General features: G+C 54.5%; 15 protein-coding genes. 4 read left to right on the forward strand and 11 right to left on the reverse strand.

The genetic code is table 11. The features are described 5' to 3' along the window. Positions 1 to 27: 27 nt before the first annotated feature. The 5 genes from AC2FGB_RS00930 to AC2FGB_RS00950 form a co-directional block, all read right to left on the reverse strand. Complete coding sequence (locus AC2FGB_RS00930) at positions 28 to 942, reverse strand: hypothetical protein (RefSeq protein ID WP_281994450.1); 915 nt, start codon at positions 940 to 942, stop codon at positions 28 to 30. A gap of 197 nt (positions 943 to 1139) precedes the next feature. Next, positions 1140 to 1928, reverse strand: coding sequence for a lytic murein transglycosylase (locus AC2FGB_RS00935; RefSeq protein WP_281994451.1), 789 nt, complete (start codon positions 1926 to 1928; stop codon positions 1140 to 1142). A 65-nt stretch (positions 1929 to 1993) separates the two neighbouring features. Continuing rightward, complete coding sequence (locus AC2FGB_RS00940; RefSeq protein WP_281994452.1) at positions 1994 to 2638, reverse strand: MSMEG_1061 family FMN-dependent PPOX-type flavoprotein; 645 nt, start codon at positions 2636 to 2638, stop codon at positions 1994 to 1996. A 105-nt stretch (positions 2639 to 2743) separates the two neighbouring features. Next, the gene (gene glnA / locus AC2FGB_RS00945) at positions 2744 to 4150 is read right to left on the reverse strand and encodes a type I glutamate--ammonia ligase (protein WP_142633127.1); all 1407 of its coding nucleotides are present in this window, start codon (positions 4148 to 4150) and stop codon (positions 2744 to 2746) included. Between the two features lie 35 nt (positions 4151 to 4185). Next, positions 4186 to 4524 carry a P-II family nitrogen regulator gene (locus tag AC2FGB_RS00950; RefSeq protein ID WP_142633129.1) on the reverse strand — a complete coding sequence of 113 codons (339 nt, stop codon included), beginning with the start codon at positions 4522 to 4524 and terminating at the stop codon, positions 4186 to 4188. A gap of 169 nt (positions 4525 to 4693) precedes the next feature. On the opposite strand from AC2FGB_RS00950, the gene AC2FGB_RS00955 reads away from it, so the two are divergent. The 3 genes from AC2FGB_RS00955 (at position 4694) to tig (ending at position 9311) form a co-directional block, all read left to right on the forward strand. Next, the gene (locus tag AC2FGB_RS00955) at positions 4694 to 6400 is read left to right on the forward strand and encodes an NAD(P)H-hydrate dehydratase (RefSeq protein WP_496688451.1); all 1707 of its coding nucleotides are present in this window, start codon (positions 4694 to 4696) and stop codon (positions 6398 to 6400) included. A 271-nt stretch (positions 6401 to 6671) separates the two neighbouring features. After that, the gene (locus AC2FGB_RS00960) at positions 6672 to 7796 is read left to right on the forward strand and encodes a porin (RefSeq protein ID WP_246097124.1); all 1125 of its coding nucleotides are present in this window, start codon (positions 6672 to 6674) and stop codon (positions 7794 to 7796) included. Between the two features lie 183 nt (positions 7797 to 7979). Next, on the forward strand, positions 7980 to 9311 hold the full coding sequence (gene tig, locus AC2FGB_RS00965; RefSeq protein ID WP_142635092.1) for a trigger factor: 1332 nt from the start codon (positions 7980 to 7982) through the stop codon (positions 9309 to 9311). A gap of 97 nt (positions 9312 to 9408) precedes the next feature. Here tig and AC2FGB_RS00970 read toward each other — a convergent pair whose 3' ends face one another. The 6 genes from AC2FGB_RS00970 to rpsF all read right to left on the reverse strand — a co-directional run bounded on the left by AC2FGB_RS00970 (position 9409) and on the right by rpsF (position 13127). Then, a complete protein-coding gene (locus AC2FGB_RS00970) occupies positions 9409 to 10266 on the reverse strand; it encodes an acyl-homoserine-lactone synthase (RefSeq protein WP_142633135.1) in 858 nt (285 codons plus the stop codon). A 96-nt stretch (positions 10267 to 10362) separates the two neighbouring features. After that, positions 10363 to 11064 carry a helix-turn-helix transcriptional regulator gene (locus tag AC2FGB_RS00975; protein ID WP_185956601.1) on the reverse strand — a complete coding sequence of 234 codons (702 nt, stop codon included), beginning with the start codon at positions 11062 to 11064 and terminating at the stop codon, positions 10363 to 10365. Positions 11065 to 11255: 191 nt separating this feature from the next. Continuing rightward, positions 11256 to 11732 (reverse strand): transglycosylase SLT domain-containing protein, encoded by a 477-nt coding sequence (locus AC2FGB_RS00980; protein ID WP_281994455.1) that lies wholly within the window; start codon positions 11730 to 11732, stop codon positions 11256 to 11258. A 152-nt stretch (positions 11733 to 11884) separates the two neighbouring features. Continuing rightward, on the reverse strand, positions 11885 to 12505 hold the full coding sequence (gene rplI, locus AC2FGB_RS00985) for a 50S ribosomal protein L9 (RefSeq protein WP_142633139.1): 621 nt from the start codon (positions 12503 to 12505) through the stop codon (positions 11885 to 11887). A gap of 12 nt (positions 12506 to 12517) precedes the next feature. Continuing rightward, on the reverse strand, positions 12518 to 12745 hold the full coding sequence (rpsR, locus tag AC2FGB_RS00990; protein WP_005608650.1) for a 30S ribosomal protein S18: 228 nt from the start codon (positions 12743 to 12745) through the stop codon (positions 12518 to 12520). Between the two features lie 28 nt (positions 12746 to 12773). Further along, a complete protein-coding gene (gene rpsF, locus AC2FGB_RS00995) occupies positions 12774 to 13127 on the reverse strand; it encodes a 30S ribosomal protein S6 (RefSeq protein ID WP_142633142.1) in 354 nt (117 codons plus the stop codon). Positions 13128 to 13412: 285 nt separating this feature from the next. On the opposite strand from rpsF, the gene AC2FGB_RS01000 reads away from it, so the two are divergent. Then, on the forward strand, positions 13413 to 13931 hold the full coding sequence (locus AC2FGB_RS01000) for a hypothetical protein (RefSeq protein ID WP_142633144.1): 519 nt from the start codon (positions 13413 to 13415) through the stop codon (positions 13929 to 13931). The last annotated feature ends 26 nt before the right edge of the window (positions 13932 to 13957 follow it).

The raw sequence follows: 13957 nt of genomic DNA on the forward strand, positions 1-13957 counted from the left end.
TCTTAGGAGGGTCTTATTGGAATTAGCCTACATGCCTAAAGCAGTTGCCACACCGGCAAAGGCACCGCTGGTGCTGAGCGCTGATATTGCAACCGAATAGGCAAGTACCTGAGTATTCAGGCGGAAATCTTCACCTCGGATCAGGTTGACGGCAGCCATCGAGGCCGCGATCGGGACCGACACGCTGGCCACGGCACCCGTAAGTCCCCAACTGGTAAGTCGCAGGATATCATTGGGTTTCTCGTGGTCGAGGGGGGGAGTGTCGGTCCGATCATCCGGTTTCTGCTCGATCGGTTCTGTCCGAAAAGCAATGCTAAGCAACTGCTCGTCTGACAGCTGGATTGGCCGCGCATGTGAGGTCTGCGTTTTGTTTCTTGGCTCATCCAGATCTTCTGTCTCCGTTAATTCAAGACCTGCAAACGGCCCGGAAACGGATTCGAAAATTTGTTTTCTGTCCCGCTGTTTAACGGGCGCCAGAGTGTCAAAAGCACTCATGAATTGTTCCATGGTCAGGACTGTATTCGGAGACAGCCATTCCACGCGCTGAGTCGCACAGATATCAACCATGCGATACAGGATCACAACAAGCATAAGCTCCGAGATCTCGCTGTCGTCCAGCAAGGCGGATACTGGGGTAATTGTGACCGTCAACCGGTTTTCGGGCAGGGTCACCCGGGGTTTCGAGACGGTTCTCAGACCGGCCGCACGGTCCCGCCGTTCAAACCGGTCTTCTGTTTCAGCCAGTTGGGTATCCAGCGTAAGGCGCACGAGGTACTGACTTGAGACGATGCTCGCCTCGGTCGTGTTCAAGATCGTTTTGCGCTCAATAAGATGGCCGTAATCTTCCAGGGTCGCCGCCACGATGGCACCAAACCGCTCGATCGCGCCATTGGTCTTGCCTGTGAACTGCAGGCCGCCGTGATAGCTGTGCTTCGGAGTCACTGCGCATTCCTTTGTGCATTCCGTCAGATGACTCAAATTATCAACAGATAAGGGAAAGAATTGGGCGGAAATGGAAAAAAATGAGAAATCGGCAAGATTGATTACGCATTGGAAACCTAGGCATTTTAAGGGCTATTTAGCGTCTGTGGCGACAATGTGTCTGAATTGCGGTCGCCCTACATGACAGACCGACACAATCATCCGTCGATTCGAGCAGCCATGATTGCGATGGATTCTTGGTACACCGTCGCGGCATTCCACTGTTGAATGACCGCAAAATTCGGTTGGCCCGGTTGATATCCGCGTCCGGGCTTCCAGCCCTTTTTACGCAGGAAATTAGCGGTCGAGGCCAGCGCATCGGTCATGTTGTAGAAATCGACCTGACCGTCACCGGTGGCATCAACACCGTATTCCAAGGCATTGCCCGGCAGAAACTGTGTATGTCCCAGTTCACCGTGTTTGGCACCAACGGTGTTGGTCGTAATGCTGCCTTGATCGACCAGCTTCAGTGCTCCGATAGCGTGGGGGATGAAGAACTCGGATCGGCGACAATCATAGGCCAAAGTGGTTATTGCTGACACAACCTGACTGTCACCCATGAAATTCCCAAATCCTGTTTCCATTCCGTGGATAGCGATCAGGATGCCTGCTGGTACCCCATACTGACGCTCAAGCGTCGCATAGAACTGAGGGTTCCTTGCTTTGCGCTTGCGGCCTTGTGCAACGATAGTATCCGCGCCGCGTATCTGCATGAATTTGTCCAGCGAGTATTTAAAACTCTTTTGGTTTCTGTCCGCAGCAATGGTTCGGGTGGCATATTGGCTTTGGCTCAGCGCCTGCAATCCCTTCTTTTTTACTCCCGCGCGCTGGGCCTGCTTCGCGAAATCCCGCTTCCAGGTCTCAAATCCATTTCCGGTGTTGCCACAGGGGGCCGCTGCCGCAAAGCCAGGTAGAGAAATTGCCAAAATAAGAGCAAGCCGAAGCATCTTGTAATCCGATCCAATGAAATGACAGGGGCAGCCTAGGCAGGGAAGCCGCACACGAAAAGGGGTTAATAAAGGTCGAGTTCCCCGGTGCCCTTCAGGCTATCAAACCATTCATCCGGCGTTTTGTCGATTTTGGCGTGCTTGACCATCATGGCGTTCATATTGGGAAGCCCTGATGAATCTGGCCAGTTTTCAGGTTGCCACAGATCCGACCGGATGACGCATTTAGGGCAATGTGCAAAAGCGGTCTCGATATGAATCATAAGGGCTAGCTTAGGCGCGCGATTATTCACTGCCATACTGTTCAGCAAGTCCGGGTCAATACATATGCGCGCGGTTCCTCGGATGCGCAAAGTCTCCAACTTGCCAGGCACTAGGAAGATCACACTAACACGCGGGTCCTGTATTATATTGTGAAACGTGTCAGTCCGCTTGTTGCCTGGGCGGTCGGGAATGGCGATCAGAGTGTCTGAGATCACCCGAACAAACCCTTCGGGATCCCCACGAGGAGAGATATCCAGATAACCACCCGGATTGGCCGAAGCGATCAGGCAGAAGGTCGACTTGGCAATAAAGTCGCGGCACATGCCGTCCAGCGCGGCTTGTTCCTTGGCGATGATCTGGGGAAGGGGCGCGCCGGTGATGCGTTCCAGTTCCTCTTTCGAAGTGACGAAATCCGAGAACGGGGCGAATGCGGTTTCGGCTGACATGCGATCTCTCCTAACCGGGGTAATGGCAAGTGTGAAAGATCGGGCCAAACGAAACAAGGGGCGCCCGATGGACGCCCCTTTAGAATTTTCGACGAAAATTCTGGATCAGCAGCTGTAATACATGCCGTACTCAACCGGGTGCGGCGTGTGTTCGTAGGTTTCGACTTCGTCCATCTTCAGCGCGATGTAGCCGTCGATCTGGTCTTTGGTGAACACGTCGCCCTGCAGCAGGAAGTCGTGATCCGATGCCAGAGCTTCCAGAGCCTCACGCAGCGAGCCGCAAACGGTCGGGATGTCGGCCAGTTCTTCGGCAGGCAGATCGTAGAGGTTCTTGTCCATGGCTTCGCCCGGATCGATCTTGTTCTTGATGCCGTCCAGACCGGCCATCAGCAGAGCGGCAAACGCCAGATAGGGGTTCGCTGCCGGATCGGGGAAGCGGGCCTCGACGCGCTTGGCTTTCGGGCTTTCAGTCCACGGAATACGGACACAACCCGAACGGTTACGAGCCGAGTAAGCACGCAGGACGGGGGCTTCAAATCCGGGGATCAGTCGCTTGTAGCTGTTGGTCGCCGGGTTGGTGAAGGCATTCAATGTCTTGGCGTGCTTCAGGATACCACCGATGAAGAACAGTGCCTCGTCCGACAGATCAGCATACTTGTCGCCAGCAAACAGAGGCTTGCCGTCCTTCCAGATCGACATGTTCACATGCATGCCGGTACCGTTGTCGCCTGCGATTGGCTTCGGCATGAAGGTCGCCGATTTGCCGTATGCATGCGCCACGTTGTGGATGATGTATTTGAACTTCTGCAGCTCATCTGCCTGTTTGGTCAGGCTGTCAAAGATCAGGCCAAGCTCGTGCTGGCACGACGCAACCTCGTGGTGATGCTTGTCGACCTTCATGCCCAGACGCTTCATGGTCGACAGCATTTCCGAACGCAGATCCTGGGCTTCGTCGATCGGGTTGACCGGGAAGTAACCGCCCTTAACGCCCGGGCGGTGGCCCATGTTGCCCATCTCGTATTCGGTGTCGGTGTTCCAGGACGCATCAGTTGCATCAACTTCGTAAGATACTTTGTTGATGCTGTTGGAAAAACGAACGTCGTCGAACAGGAAGAACTCGGCTTCAGGACCCATATAGGCCACGTCGCCGATACCGGTTGCTTTCAAGTAGGCTTCGGCTTTCTGGGCGGTGCCGCGCGGGTCACGCTCATAAGCTTCGCCGGTGTCGGGCTCGACAACTGAGCAATGCACGCAGATGGTTTTCTCTGCGTAGAACGGATCGACATAGGCGCTGTTGGTATCGACCATCAGTTTCATGTCCGAGGCTTCGATGGACTTCCAGCCAGCGATGGAAGAGCCATCGAACATGAAGCCTTCTTCAAGGAAGTCTTCATCTACCTGATCGGCTACCAGGGTGACGTGCTGCAGTTTGCCGCGCGGGTCAGTGAAGCGGACGTCGACATATTCGGCGCCTTCGTCCTTGATTAGCTGAAGAACTGCGTCCTTGCTCATTCTCTTGATTCCTCTGAATTGAAGATTTGGTCTTGTTACAGTGCGTCCGAACCGGTTTCGCCGGTACGGATGCGAATTGCTTGTTCGACGGGTGAGACAAAGATCTTGCCGTCGCCGATCTTGTCGGTTTTGGCGGCGGAAACGATGGCTTCGATGGCGGCATCGACCAGATCGTCGTCCAGCACAACCTCGACCTTCACCTTGGGCAGAAAGTCGACCACATATTCCGCGCCGCGGTAAAGTTCAGTGTGACCTTTCTGACGGCCAAACCCCTTGACCTCGATCACGCTGAGGCCCTGGACTCCGACGTCCTGCAGCGCCTCTTTCACTTCGTCCAGTTTGAACGGCTTGATGATCGCTTCGATCTTCTTCATACCGGGCTCCCTTTAACTCTTGTCAGGATGGCACTGACCACGTCTAAGATCGGGCGGCAATGTGAATGAGAAAATGGCGATGCCGGGTTGCATGGAAATTGGGTGGCCGGTGAAATTTTGAACAGTTTGCACAAAAAATAGTCAAAATTGAATCGCACGAGGGTTCAGCATGACAGATTTACTGACTGCAGCACAGATGCGGGCGATCGAACAAGCGGCCATTGAGTCCGGTGAGGTGACCGGTCTTGAGCTGATGGAACGGGCTGGGCAGGGTGTTGTCGAGGCGATTTTCGAGGAGTGGCCAGAGTTGGACAGGCGAGGGGCCAGCCCCTCGCGTTCCCTGACGTATCCGCGGCCAGATGAAGAGGATCCGTTGCGGGCAGTTGTCTTGTGTGGGCCAGGAAACAACGGTGGGGACGGGTTCGTCGTGGCCAGGCTTTTGCGGGAGCAAGGGTGGGAGGTCGCGGTGTTTCTGTATGGCGACCTAGAGAAGCTGCCGCCGGATGCGCGGGTGAATTATGAGCGGTGGCTGGAGCTGGGTGAAGTTTCTAAGCTTACCCTGCCGACACCGACCAAACGTGAAGTTTCCAAGTTGGAGAAACACGCAGCCCGACCGTCAAGTTCGCAAGGCCCTGATTTGATATTGGATGCTTTGTTTGGAACAGGGCTGATACGTCAGATTGGTGGATTGAAACCTGCTCTTTCCAAGCTTCAGATAGGTTCAGAGGCGGATGCCGATCCGTGGTGGCCGCGCGTCGTTTCGGTCGACATTCCGTCTGGTCTTTGCGCTGATAGCGGTAGGATTCTGGGGGACGAAGGTGTAATTGTTGGCGCCCACCTAACAGTGACGTTTCATAGCAAAAAGCGTGGACATCTTCTGGACGTAGGGGCCCAGTTCTGTGGAAAGACCGTCATAGTTGACATTGGGCTGTCTTCACCAAGCGATCTCGGTTCGATCTCGCGCATGTCTTTGGCTGATCTGCATAGCGAGCGACGTTTGGGGAGAGTGCTGTCTCGATTGGTAGATGAAAGTGGATTGCCACAGAGTCTCAGCAAGGCTTCGTTTGAGCACAAATACTCGCACGGCCACGCCTTGATCATGACCGGAGGCCCCGGCAAAACCGGCGCTGCGCGGCTGGCAGCGCGGGGGGCGCTGCGGATTGGGGCGGGGCTGGTGACTCTGGGCGTGCCTCCTGCGGCTCAGATGGAGGTTTCGGTGCAAGTGACGGCGGTCATGTTGCAGCGGGTCGAGAGCGCGGATGGTCTCTCGAAAATCCTAGAGGATGAGCGGCTGAACGCTCTGTGTCTCGGCCCCGGATTGGGGCTGGACCGTGCGCGCGATCTGGTGCCGGTTGCGTTGGCTGCGGAGCGGGCGACGGTTCTGGATGCTGACGCACTGACGGCTTTTGCGGATGATCCTGCAGCCCTGTTCGAGATGCTGCATGAAAACTGTGTTCTCACTCCGCATGGCGGCGAGTTTGCACGGTTGTTCCCGGACATTGCGGAAAAACTGAAAGCGGTTCCCATCAAGGGTCCGGCCTATTCCAAAGTGGACGCCACCCGAGAGGCTGCCGGGCGGGCAGGGTGCGTGGTTTTGTTCAAGGGACCCGATACCGTGATTGCGGATCCGAACGGGCAATGCTCAGTGAATTCGGCCGTTTATGAACGTGCGGCGCCCTGGTTGGCGACAGCCGGGGCCGGGGACGTGTTGGCGGGGTTTATCACCGGGTTGCTGGCGCGGCGGTTCTCGCCTTTGCAGGCCGCGGAAACTGCGGCATGGCTGCATGTGGAATGTGCGCGATCTTTCGGGCCGGGGTTGATCGCCGAAGATTTGCCCGAACAGTTGCCACGGGTTTTGCGGGAAGTGGGTTCTTAATCGCCTCGGCGAAAATCCGCCGCTGCAGTATTCGATGCCCCAAAATGAGCGTATGGTGAAATTCAGGTCAGGCGTCAGTATCGCGGCAAGCGGTCTGGGTGACTTGGATGACATATATTCTATCGTTTTGAAGTAGATCAAATTAACACCCTTCAGCTGCGGTTATATTCGCACAAGATGCGCGAGCTGAATGGGCCCGAGACAGGGGATCATAGAGAAATCGCGCACAAGCGAGCAGTGCCCGTAAATGGATCCATTATGGTGAATGACTATGACCCAGAAAGTATCAATAAGCACGATTGCGACCTGCCTGACCGCTGCATCGGCCATCCCAGCAGCGGCAGAGCTTAGATATAACAATAACAGCGGCGGTTATGTTGAGCTATATGGCCAGTTTAACCCCGTCATTGTCTCGGTTGACGACGGCGATGAAACGGAAACCCGTTTGCTGGACAATGATCTGTCAAACAGCCGGGTCGGGCTGTTCTTGATGCAACCCTATGGCAGCAATGAGTTTACCTTCCGGTTCGAATCCGGTCTGGGCCTGCCCAGCACGGGGAGCGCCAATCAGGATGGGACAAACACCGATGGCTGGAACCGCGAAGATATTCGGCATGTCGATTTTGCGCTGAAGGGGGGCTTTGGTAAGTTCTCTGCCGGGCAGGGCAGCATGGCCTCGGACGGGGCGGCAGAATCCGATCTGTCCTATGTTGGTACCGCGCTCTATTCCTTTACCAACGATGAGAATGGCGCATTTTTCTACCGTGAGGCTGATGGTATGCTCAGCGGCATTACCGTTGGTGACACCTCTGATAACTTCGATGGATCACGGCGCGGGCGCATTCGCTATGACACGCCGGATTTCAATGGGTTTTCAGCAGCCATAGCCTATGGTCAAAACATCCTGTCCAGCAGCGATGACGATGATTACTACGATGTGTCGGTGTCCTATGGAAATACCTTATCCAACGGGGTGGAGATTGCTGCATCCCTCGCCTACGCCGTGCGCGATTACGATAGCAGATCCGGGGAGAGAAAAGACACAATCGGGTCCGCCTCGGTTCTGCTGCCCAGTGGTTTCAGTGTAACCGCAGCTTTGGGTACAAGAGATGACACTTCCAGCGGTGCCAGTGACCCGAATTATTGGTATGCGAAGCTTGCGTATGAAGACGATTGGGTGTCATGGGGTAAGACTGGTATCGGCATCGACTATTTCGACGGATCTGATTTCTCGATCGACGGCTCGAGTACTAAGGCCTGGGGTATCGCTGTGGTACAGCGCATCGACAGTATTAATACCGATGCCTACTTGAAATACCGTAACCATGATTTTGATGACACCACGAGTTTCGATGACAACGAGGCTTGGGTGCTGGGTGCGCGCTGGAAGTTCTGATCCCGCGAACAATTCCTCAAGAACGCTCCGGCCAGGTCCGGGGCGTTTTTTTGGTCAAATCGGCGGCAAAACAAGGCTGATCCGGGCTTTGCCCCTTGCACGCGGGCGGCTGGGCAAATAGAAGGCCTCAAATTTGCCCGGCGCGCCGTTTTGCGCGCCCCGAATCCTATGGGGACTACCATAATGCAGGTTACCGAGACGCTGAACGAAGGTCTGAAACGCGGCTATAACATTGTCGTATCCGCAGCTGAGCTGGACGACAAAGTTAACGAGAAACTGGTCGAAGCACAGCCTGAAGTCGAGATGAAGGGCTTCCGCAAAGGCAAGGTACCGATGGCACTGTTGAAAAAGCAGTTCGGTCAGCGTCTGCTTGGCGAGGCGATGCAAGAAAGCATCGACGGTGCAATGAACCAGCATTTCGAAGACAGCGGTGAGCGTCCGGCACTTCAGCCTCAGGTGAAGATGACCAATGAGGATTGGAAAGAAGGCGACGACGTACATGTCGAGATGTCTTATGAGGCCCTGCCTGCCATCCCTGAGGTCGACCTGAAATCGGTTGAATTGGAAAAGCTGGTTGTCAAAGCCGATGACGCGGCCGTTGAAGAAGCGCTGGGCAACCTGGCCGAAACCGCGCAGGATTTCAAATCCCGCCGCAAAGGCTCGAAAGCCAAGGACGGCGACCAGATTGTGTTCGATTTTGTCGGCAAGGTTGATGGCGAAGAGTTCGAGGGCGGATCCGCTGAAGACTATCCGCTGGTTCTGGGTTCCAATAGCTTCATCCCCGGTTTCGAAGAGCAGCTGGTTGGCGTAAAGGCCGAGGAAGAAAAAGACGTAAACGTCACCTTCCCCGAAGAGTACGGTGCCGAGCATCTGGCCGGCAAAGACGCTGTGTTTACCTGCACCGTCAAGGATGTGAAAGAACCCGTCGCCGCCGAGATCAACGATGAGCTGGCCACCAAATTTGGTGCAGAAGACTTGGAAGCGCTGAAAGGCCAGATTTCAGAACGTCTGGAAGCGGAATATAGCGGTGCTTCGCGGGCGGTGATGAAGCGTGCTCTGCTGGACGCATTGGACGTGAAGGTTTCGTTTGATCTGCCACCGTCGCTGGTAGATGCCGAGGCCAAGCAGATCGCACACCAGCTGTGGCACGAAGAAAACCCGGAAGTGGAAGGCCACGACCACGAAGAGATCGAACCGACTGACGAGCACAACAAGCTGGCCGAACGCCGCGTGCGTCTTGGCCTGTTGCTGGCCGAGCTGGGCCAGAAGGCCGAAGTTGAAGTCACCGATGCCGAGATGACCCAAGCGATCATGAACCAGGCGCGCCAATACCCTGGTCAGGAACGCCAGTTCTTTGAGTTCGTGCAGCAGAACGCTCAGATGCAGCAGCAACTGCGCGCGCCGATCTTCGAAGACAAAGTCATCGACTATATCGTCGAGCTGGCCCAGGTTGCGGATAAAGAAGTCAGCAAAGACGACCTGCAGAAAGCCGTAGAGGCATTGGAAGAGGAGTAATCCTCTTCTGCCCATAGAATTCTTATGGGCACAAAAAACGGAGCCGTCTGAAAAAGACGGCTCCGTGTGGGTGGCTTTATGCTATGAGGTGAGGGGGTCAGGCCTCATGAGCAAAAGCACGGGGGGTCCTTAGCAGAGCAGTTTTCTGCTCTGGGGTGAACCGATCCGAAACTGCTTCGATCAGGTTCAATACAGCTTCGGCTTCGGCTTTTGTGGTTGCCGAATTCATCTGTTCGACAAAGTATTTTTCCATCTGGCTTAGTGGCTGGTGGTCGTAATTCGCCACACCTGTATCTGCCGGTGTTTTGTTTCTGGCATACAGATCTATTGCCTGCTCGTCCGTCAGGAATACATCGTGAGCGATGTTCGCATATTCCCGAATTCCGGAAATTCTCTCATCTGAGCAGTCCATCAAAGCGGCCATGGCTACGACTTTACCCATGGGCTTAGCACTGCCGAGGTAGTCATAAGGCGCGTTACCGGACCTTTGCAGAACGCGGTTCATAACTGGATCAATCACCGCGATCGAGTCAAGAACGCCAGCCGCTTTGGCATATTCGAAAGAGCCAATCATAACTTCGCTGGTCACATAGGATACAGAATTTTCACCGCGCCCTCGGCCCAGTTTTTTAGTATCGACACAGAACCGGGTGGCTTCCCAGACTTGCGCGCTCCGAATTGGAGGTTCTCCATCCAGGATCGAATGGAAAACATCGGACAGCATATGCGGTCCTTTGGTTTGCAGTAGTCTCATGCACCCGACAACGTCCCCCTCGTCGTCGATGCTGACTACATGTGCTGGATGCAGATCATCGAAGTGGTCGCGCTCGCGCCCATCCTCAATATTGACCTCCCAACCAAGGCGATCGCCGAAAACACGAGCGCGCAGTTTGAACATGTCATCCAAGACATCTTTGAACTTATGTTGATTAATACCATCAATAACGATGATCATTTCCATCCCCCTACAGTCTGGTTACCGTAGGGATTAGGTTAACCAAGAAATAAGCGCAGACTATTAGGGATTTCCCGTAGAAGTGCTTTTTTTTGATTAACCAGGGGCAATTAGACCCAGGCCGATCGCACGACCAATAGCCTGTGAGGTGGTCAGTGCGCCCAACTTTTCACGCCCGGACCGCATATGAACTTCGACGGTACGGTGTGAAATAGACAAAATATCACCGATATCTTGTTGCGACTTTCCGTCAGCTACCCATTGGAGGATTTCCTGTTCGCGTGTGGACAGCGTGGGCAGGTAAAGAGCTTTGGCCAGCAAGCCGGATTGCATAACAGTATCGTGGGCTTGAACGGCAGCAAGTTGCAGATCACCCATGACATGTTTCTTTAGCTTATCCCATTCGGAATCCGAACAGTCCCGGGTAACGTTTAACAGTCCGCATTCACCATAAGGTCCACGAACAGGAACTGTTAACCCTCTGGAACTAATGCCAAAATCATGGGCGTCACGGAACACCGCGTTGAACTTCTCGTCCTGATCAAAGCGTCCCCAATCAACGGGTGCAATGCTTAGGACAGATTGATAAAGCGTCGGATCGAAGTGATGAAAGCCCTGGCTGCCATAGTGGATTTTCCACTCATCAGGATAGTTTGCATAGCCCTGCACATCACCTTTCACAGGGTTAAAGGTGGCATAAGACGCATAGTCGAAGCCAAGCTCTTCGCAGACGGCGTTTATAACGTCAGCGGCCGACTTCTCTGTGTGGTCGACCGCGGCCAAATCTATAAGTTTCACCTGTCCAACCCTTGTGGCGGCATATCTCTCCCCCAAGACATGCCAGACTTGTCCTTAGGGGTATACGTTGCGTCAACCACAGGGCATTGTGCAAGCAAATTGTTCGCCTTGTGTAGTCATATTGCGATGTAATGGCAACAGAATGGTCCGAAACAGCATGTCTCAGATGATTCGTTTCGGGGTAAATCCGGTTATTCCGGACGTAGCCCTGTTTCGACCAGCATCCCACGTGCCTTGGCTTCGGGATAGAACCCTTTTGCGTAAAGGAATATGGCGCGTTGCTGGTCGCCGTCGGACAATAGCCAAGCGCCCCGCAGATATTTCCCGGCAAATTCGAGATTTGTGTCTGCATCCAAAAGGCCTTTGGCGTTTCCAGTATATCCCATTGAACGAGCTGTGGCCGGCAGGATTTGCAGCAAGCCATAATAGGGCCGATTCACAGCCCAAGGTCGGTGGGTGCTTTCGCGAATTGCTAGCTTGTGCACCAGTTCGCGCGGCACTTCGTAGTGGTCGGCCCATTTGTTTATGGAGGCCCGCAGTTCCGGTGTTTCGTTGGGATAGAGCGGAGGATCAAACGTGTTCTGGGTTGGGGTATCGGGCCCTCCGCACGCCGCAAAGGGTGCAATTATCAATAATGCCAATACACTGCGGCGCAGAAGAAATGTCATTGATCGTCTCCGAATAGTTATTATGCGATGATAGGAAACCTATTGATGACCGCAAGCAAAGGCCGGGGCCCAAGCTGGATTTCGCCGGGCGGAGGCATAAAAAAGGCCGCACAGATCGTGCGGCCTTTCTTGTTCAATTCGAAACCCGAGGATCAGGCTTTAGCTTCGTCTTCTTCGGCCGAAGCATCCTGAGCAACCAGATCGTCGTCGTCGGAAGCGGCGGACCCGATATCGTCGAACAGCTCGGCGATTTCGAATTCTGCGGCGGCTTCTTCTTCGGCGGCCAGTTCCTGAATCGATTTGCCAGATGCCTGTAGTTCGGCTTCTTCTTGCGAACGAGCAACGTTCATTTCGATTTTCACTTCAACCTCGGGGTGCAGTTTAACTGCGACTGTGTGCAGACCCAGATCCTTGATCGGTGCGATCAAGGCAATCTGCTTCTTGTCGACAGTGAAACCTGCTTCGGTAGCGGCGTCTGCGGCGTCACGCGGGGTGACCGATCCGTACAGTGCGCCGGCATCCGAGGCCGAGCGAATCACGATGAATTGCTGTCCGTCCAGCTTTTCAGCCAGCGCTTCAGATTCTTTCTTGGATTCCAGGTTGCGGGCTTCAAGCTGCGCTTTCTGGGCTTCGAACGACGCGATGTTGGCGTCCGATGCGCTCAGCGCTTTGCCCTGAGGCAACAGGAAGTTGCGGGCATAACCGGACTTGACGTCAACGACGTCGCCCATCTGACCCAGTTTCGCAACGCGTTCCAGCAGGATAACTTGCATGTCAGTATCTCCTTACTTAACGGCGTAGGGCAGCAGGGCGAGGAAGCGGGCGCGCTTGATAGCACGGGCCAGTTCACGCTGCTTTTTCGCCGAAACGGCGGTGATGCGCGAAGGTACAATCTTGCCACGCTCAGAGATGTAACGCTGCAGCAGACGAGTGTCTTTATAGTCGATCTTCGGCGCGTTCTCACCCGAGAACGGGCAGACCTTGCGGCGGCGGAAAAATGGTTTTGCGGCCATGGTTTAGTGTCCTTTCTTCAGGCGTTAATCAACGGCGCTCGCGGCGGCCTTCGCGCTCGTCGCGCTTCTGCATCTGGACCGAAGGGCCCTCGTTGTGCTCGTCTACCTTGATGGTCAGAACGCGCATAACGTCGTCATGCAGGCGCATCAGGCGTTCCATTTCCTGAACGGCGCCAGCGGGAGCGTCGGTCTTGAGGAAGGAATAGTGACCCTTGCGGTTCTTGTTGATCTTGTAGGCCATCGTCTTGACGCCCCAGTACTCGCTGTCGATGACGTTGCCGCCATTGTCAGCCAGAACGGTGCCGAAATGTTCGACGAGGCTTTCTGCCTGCGCGTTGGACAAATCCTGACGCGCGATCATTACATGCTCATATAGTGGCATGTGCACTCCTGTTTCTATCAAGGCGCATTTCATAGGCGGGGCCGTTTCGTCCTTCGCGACCCTGCCACGAGAGGCTGCGCGATTCATATCGTTTGCGAAGGATGGCCCGATATACACGTTTGTACGCTGGGGGCAAGGCCTGCCACAGATGCCTTTGTGAAGTCGCGCTATTTCCTCTGCGCTGCCCAATTCCTGACGCTTTTCGGCTCAAAGTTGTTTTGTATACCGGAAATTAACCGGACTGACAAAAGTTGGAACGGCAACCTGAGAAACAGGGTACTGAAAATGACCGCGATTAACACAAATACCTTCGAGAAATCCGCCACAGGCGTAAGTTTTGAAAAGTCAGTGCCGGTGCTCATTAGCTTTGCACCAAATTGGAAAGCTCGGATGGTTCTGGCCCGTGTGGCTGGTGCGCTACTGATAGTTTCTGCCTTTTCCATGTGGTTGATGCCCAGCACGGCAATGGCCGCTGAAGTCTGGCCGATCAAATTGGCGGCTTCTCTGATGTTCCTTCTGGTAGGTGTCAGCCTTCTGACGATCGAAGTTCTGGACGCGCGTCCTGATGCGTATTTTGACCCGATCCGCCGCGAGGTCCGGGTATTGCAAAAAAATGAAAATGGCCGCCCGCAGACAGTTTTGCGCCGGAGCTATGACAGCCTGGGTGGTGCCCGTTTCATTGAAGACCAGATCGAGTTGTTCGATGTGGACGGCAGCCTGTTGATGAAATTGCCGCTTGAATCGGCGGATGTCAGCCGAGCGCTTAAAGGTCAACTTAGCGGAAGTGTAACAATTTTCGCCTGAGTTTTATTCTGTTCAATTAAGAACAG

The sequence above is a fragment of the Ruegeria sp. CDSC021 genome, from assembly GCF_059610845.1.